The organism is Novimethylophilus sp. (assembly GCF_036504375.1).
Taxonomy (GTDB): Bacteria; Pseudomonadota; Gammaproteobacteria; order Burkholderiales; family Methylophilaceae; genus Novimethylophilus.
The window spans coordinates 1-3,766 of the sequence record NZ_DASXVH010000006.1; the positions used below are offsets into that span (position 1 = coordinate 1).

Annotated in this window: 5 protein-coding genes and 1 pseudogene; 4 read left to right on the forward strand and 2 right to left on the reverse strand. The window is 58.0% G+C overall.

The annotated features are described in order from the left end of the window. The 4 genes and pseudogenes from VGK14_RS00385 to fliW all read left to right on the forward strand — a co-directional run. A pseudogene (locus tag VGK14_RS00385) lies at positions 1–455 on the forward strand (peptidoglycan-binding protein LysM); the annotation flags it as partial. 23 nt (positions 456–478) lie between these two features. Next, complete coding sequence (gene dprA, locus VGK14_RS00390; RefSeq protein ID WP_331506909.1) at positions 479–1,558, forward strand: DNA-processing protein DprA; 1,080 nt, start codon at positions 479–481, stop codon at positions 1,556–1,558. A gap of 120 nt (positions 1,559–1,678) precedes the next feature. Further along, the gene (locus VGK14_RS00395) at positions 1,679–2,137 is read left to right on the forward strand and encodes a DUF494 domain-containing protein (RefSeq protein WP_331506910.1); all 459 of its coding nucleotides are present in this window, start codon (positions 1,679–1,681) and stop codon (positions 2,135–2,137) included. Between the two features lie 10 nt (positions 2,138–2,147). Next, a complete protein-coding gene (gene fliW / locus VGK14_RS00400; protein ID WP_331506911.1) occupies positions 2,148–2,570 on the forward strand; it encodes a flagellar assembly protein FliW in 423 nt (140 codons plus the stop codon). Here fliW and metF read toward each other — a convergent pair. Then, on the reverse strand, positions 2,567–3,403 hold the full coding sequence (gene metF / locus VGK14_RS00405; protein WP_331506912.1) for a methylenetetrahydrofolate reductase [NAD(P)H]: 837 nt from the start codon (positions 3,401–3,403) through the stop codon (positions 2,567–2,569). The genes fliW and metF overlap by 4 nt on opposite strands. A 4-nt stretch (positions 3,404–3,407) precedes the next feature. Beyond that, positions 3,408–3,766: adenosylhomocysteinase (locus VGK14_RS00410; protein WP_331506913.1), on the reverse strand; the 359-nt coding region annotated here is incomplete at its 5' end.

Genomic DNA, 3,766 nt, shown 5'->3' on the forward strand with positions numbered 1-3,766 from the left:
AGGACAAGCTGGTCCCGGCGCCGGAGAAACTATTGGGCAGTTTCATCCCGCATGCGCCGGACAGCGAGATCGACGGCCGCATCATGACTTCCTACGGCGGCGTGGCGGAAATCAGCCGTAACAGCATCGTCACCCTCAACCGCGGCAACGAAGACGGGCTGGAGGAAGGCCATGTGCTGGCGGTATACAGCCATGGCGAAAAAATCGTCAACAAAAAGAAACAGGTCGATCCCCGCGACCACATTCCCGAAGTCAATCTCGACATTCAGAAGGGTGAGGGCGGCAAGCGCATCGTCAATCTGGCCAAGGACGATGAAGACGCCAAATTCCTCAAGCTGCCGGACGAGCGCATCGGCCTGGTCATGGTGTTCCGCACCTTCGACCATGTCGCCTATGCGCTGGTCATGCAATCGGAACGCCCGATTCACCTCAACGACGCGGTAAGGACGCCCTGATTAAGGATACGCCGACCAAATCCATGGCCGTTTCAGCCGACGACGCACGCGACTGGATCGGCCTTTCGCTCATTCCAGGCATAGGCGCAGAAACTTTTCGCCGCCTGCTTTCCGCATTCGGTGCCCCCCAGGAAATTTACGCGACTCCCGTTCCGGCTCTATGCCAGGTAGTCGGCGCCGACATTGCCGGCCAGATCGCCGCGGGTCCGGACCCGGTCAAGCTGGCACCGGCGCTGGCATGGCTGGAACAGCCAGGCAACAGCCTGATCACCCTGGCCGATGCGGCCTATCCGCAAACCCTGCTGGAAATTCCAGATCCGCCGCCGCTGCTGTACGTCAAGGGCAACGCTGCGCTGCTCAGCCAGCCGATTATTGCCGTGGTGGGCAGCCGTAACGCCACGCCGCAAGGCCTGAAAAATGCCGAGTCGTTCTCTCAGGCGCTGAGCGGGGCCGGCTGGTGTGTCGTCAGCGGCCTGGCACTGGGCGTGGACGGCGCCGCACATCGTGGCGCATTGCGTGGCGCGGGCTCGACGATCGCGGTGGTCGGCACCGGGCTCGACATCGTCTACCCGGCACGCCATCGCGAACTGGCCCATGAAATCGTCCAAAAAGGCGTGCTCGTCTCGGAATTTCCGTTAGGCGAACCGTCCAAGGCCGGCAATTTTCCGCGCCGCAACCGCATCATCAGCGGATTGGCTTGCGGCGTACTGGTGGTGGAAGCCAACCTGGAAAGCGGGTCGCTGATCACTGCGCGGCTTGCGGGCGAACAAGGACGTGAAGTCTTCGCCATTCCCGGTTCGATTCACTCGCCGCTTTCCAAAGGCTGCCACCGCTTGATCAAGCAAGGAGCCAAACTGGTAGACAGCATTCAGGACATCCTTGAAGAATTGGGAAACGTCCCCATTTCTTCAAACGCGTCCAGTGAGAGTCTTGAATCTGTTCATCCGCTGCTGGAACAGATGGGATTCGACGCCGTTGCCGTCGATAGCCTGATCCAGACCAGCGGCTTGACGAGTGATCAGGTTTCGGCGATGCTGCTTGGACTGGAATTGGAGGGAAAAATCGCCAGTTTGCCCGGCGGACGTTACCAGCGCATTTATTAAAAACCATAAGCCAGCACAAGATACTGAAGCAAAGGCACGGCAGGGAAGCAAGTGGAAAGGGTTGCCAATCTGCCGCAATCGTCAGCTTAAGCGTTATTTACCAATCTTATGGGGAAAATCATGTTCGAACTTCTCGTTTATTTGTTCGAAAACTATATCGAAACCGACGTGTCCGCCGACGAGCAGACGCTGACGCGAGAGCTTTCCGCGGCTGGCTTCGATAGCGACGATATCAGCCGCGCCTTCAGCTGGTTCAGCGATCTTGCACTGATGGCCGATCAGGTTCACACGGGTACCTCGGCCGATCGAGCCGCATATCGTATTTATACCCATGATGAAGCCCGGAAAATCGGACAGGACAGCCGCAGCTTCCTGCTGTTCCTGGAGCAGGCCGGGGTGCTTAACACGCTGGAACGCGAAGTGGTCATTGATCGCCTGATGGCGCTGACAGACAGCGAAATCTCTCTCGAACAAACCAAATGGATATCGCTAATGGTGCTGTGGCGCCATGGCAAGGCGCGCGACTATCTTTTCGTGGAAGATGCCCTGTTCAACGAGAGCCACCCTACCCTTCACTAAAACACCAAATATGATGAAACTCACCCTGATACGTTTCGGCGCACAAGAAGTCGAGATCGACCCGCAAAGCGTAATCGCTTTTCCGAAAGGCCTACCGCCTTTTGAGGATTGCACACGCTATAAGCTATTTCACGAGGAAGACAAACCCAGCGTATTCTGGTTGCAGTCGCTGGACGATCCATCCATCGTGTTTTCGGTCACCGACCCGGCCTTGCTCAACGTCGCCTACGATGTCACGCTGACGGATGAAGAGCAGGCATTGCTGGATATGGCACCTGACGATGAATTGCTGCTGGCAGTGGTCCTATACAAGGACGAAACCGGTCTGAACGCCAACACCCGTGCGCCTATAATCCTCAACACCGGCAAGCGCCTCGGCCTGCAGAAAATGCTGCAGGAATTTCAGCTACAACTTTCTATACGCGGGAATTAAAGCCCCAGGCGCTGCCACAGGGTAGAAATCGTCCCGGCCTGGTTCATCGTATAGAAATGCAGGCCGGGCGCGCCCCCCGCGAGCAAGCGGTCACATAGCTCGGTCACTACATCCAACCCCAGCGCACGCACCGAAACCAGGTCATCCCCGTAATCCTGCATCCTCATGCGCAACCAGCGCGGGATCTCTGCGCCGCAACCTGCGGAAAACCGCGACAGTTGAGCGAAGTTGTAGATCGGCATGACTCCCGGATAGACCGGGATTGCGATGCTTGCCGCGTCGCACTCCTCCATGAAGCGGAAGTAGGCATCGGCATTGTAGAAATACTGCGTGATCGCGGCATTGGCGCCGGCATCGACCTTACGTTTGAAATTGTCGAAATCGGCCTGCGCAGAAGGCGCTTCTGGATGAAATTCGGGATAAGCCGCCACCTCGATCTCGAAATAGTCACCGGTCTGCTCGCGGATGAAGGCCACGAGCTCGTTGGCGTGGCGAAAATCGCTCGCGCTCATTTCGCCCGAGGGCAAGTCGCCGCGCAGTGCGACGATATGCCGGATGCCATGCGACTTGTACTGCTCGAGGATCACGAGAATTTCTTCGCGCGTCGACGAAATGCAGGACAGGTGCGGCGCCGACTCCAGGCCCTCGGCCTGGATTTCCAGCACTGTTTCCAGCGTGCGGTCTCGCGTAGAGCCGCCCGCGCCAAAGGTCACCGAGAAGAACTTGGGATGAAGCTGGGCAAGCTGCTTGCGCGCTTCGCGCAGCTTGACCATGCCTTCCGGTGTCTTGGGCGGGAAGAACTCGAAGCTGTAGATGCGCTGCTTCCTGTCCACGGCGTCAGTACCGGTAGTGTTCCGACTTGTACGGACCGCTCTTGGCCACGCCGATATACGCGGCCTGCTGGTCGCTAAGCTCGGTCAGCTGCGCGTTGAGCTTCCTCAGCTGCAGGCGCGCCACCTTCTCGTCCAGATGCTTGGGCAGCGTATAAACGCCCACCGGGTAATCGGTGTTGCGCGTAAACAGTTCGATCTGCGCGATAGTCTGGTTGGCGAACGACGAACTCATCACATAAGATGGATGGCCGGTACCGCAGCCCAGATTCACCAGGCGCCCCTTGGCCAGCAGAATGATCCTTTTGCCGTCAGGGAAAATCACATGATCTACCTGCGGCTTGATCTCATCCCATTCATAGCCTT

Bases quoted from the DNA above. Each gene is read 5' to 3' on its own strand.
- fliW (WP_331506911.1), top strand. From the start codon at position 2,148: ATGATGAAACTCACCCTGATACGTTTCGGCGCACAAGAAGTCGAGATC.
- dprA (WP_331506909.1), top strand. From the start codon at position 479: ATGGCCGTTTCAGCCGACGACGCACGCGACTGGATCGGCCTTTCGCTC.
- VGK14_RS00395 (WP_331506910.1), top strand. From the start codon at position 1,679: ATGTTCGAACTTCTCGTTTATTTGTTCGAAAACTATATCGAAACCGAC.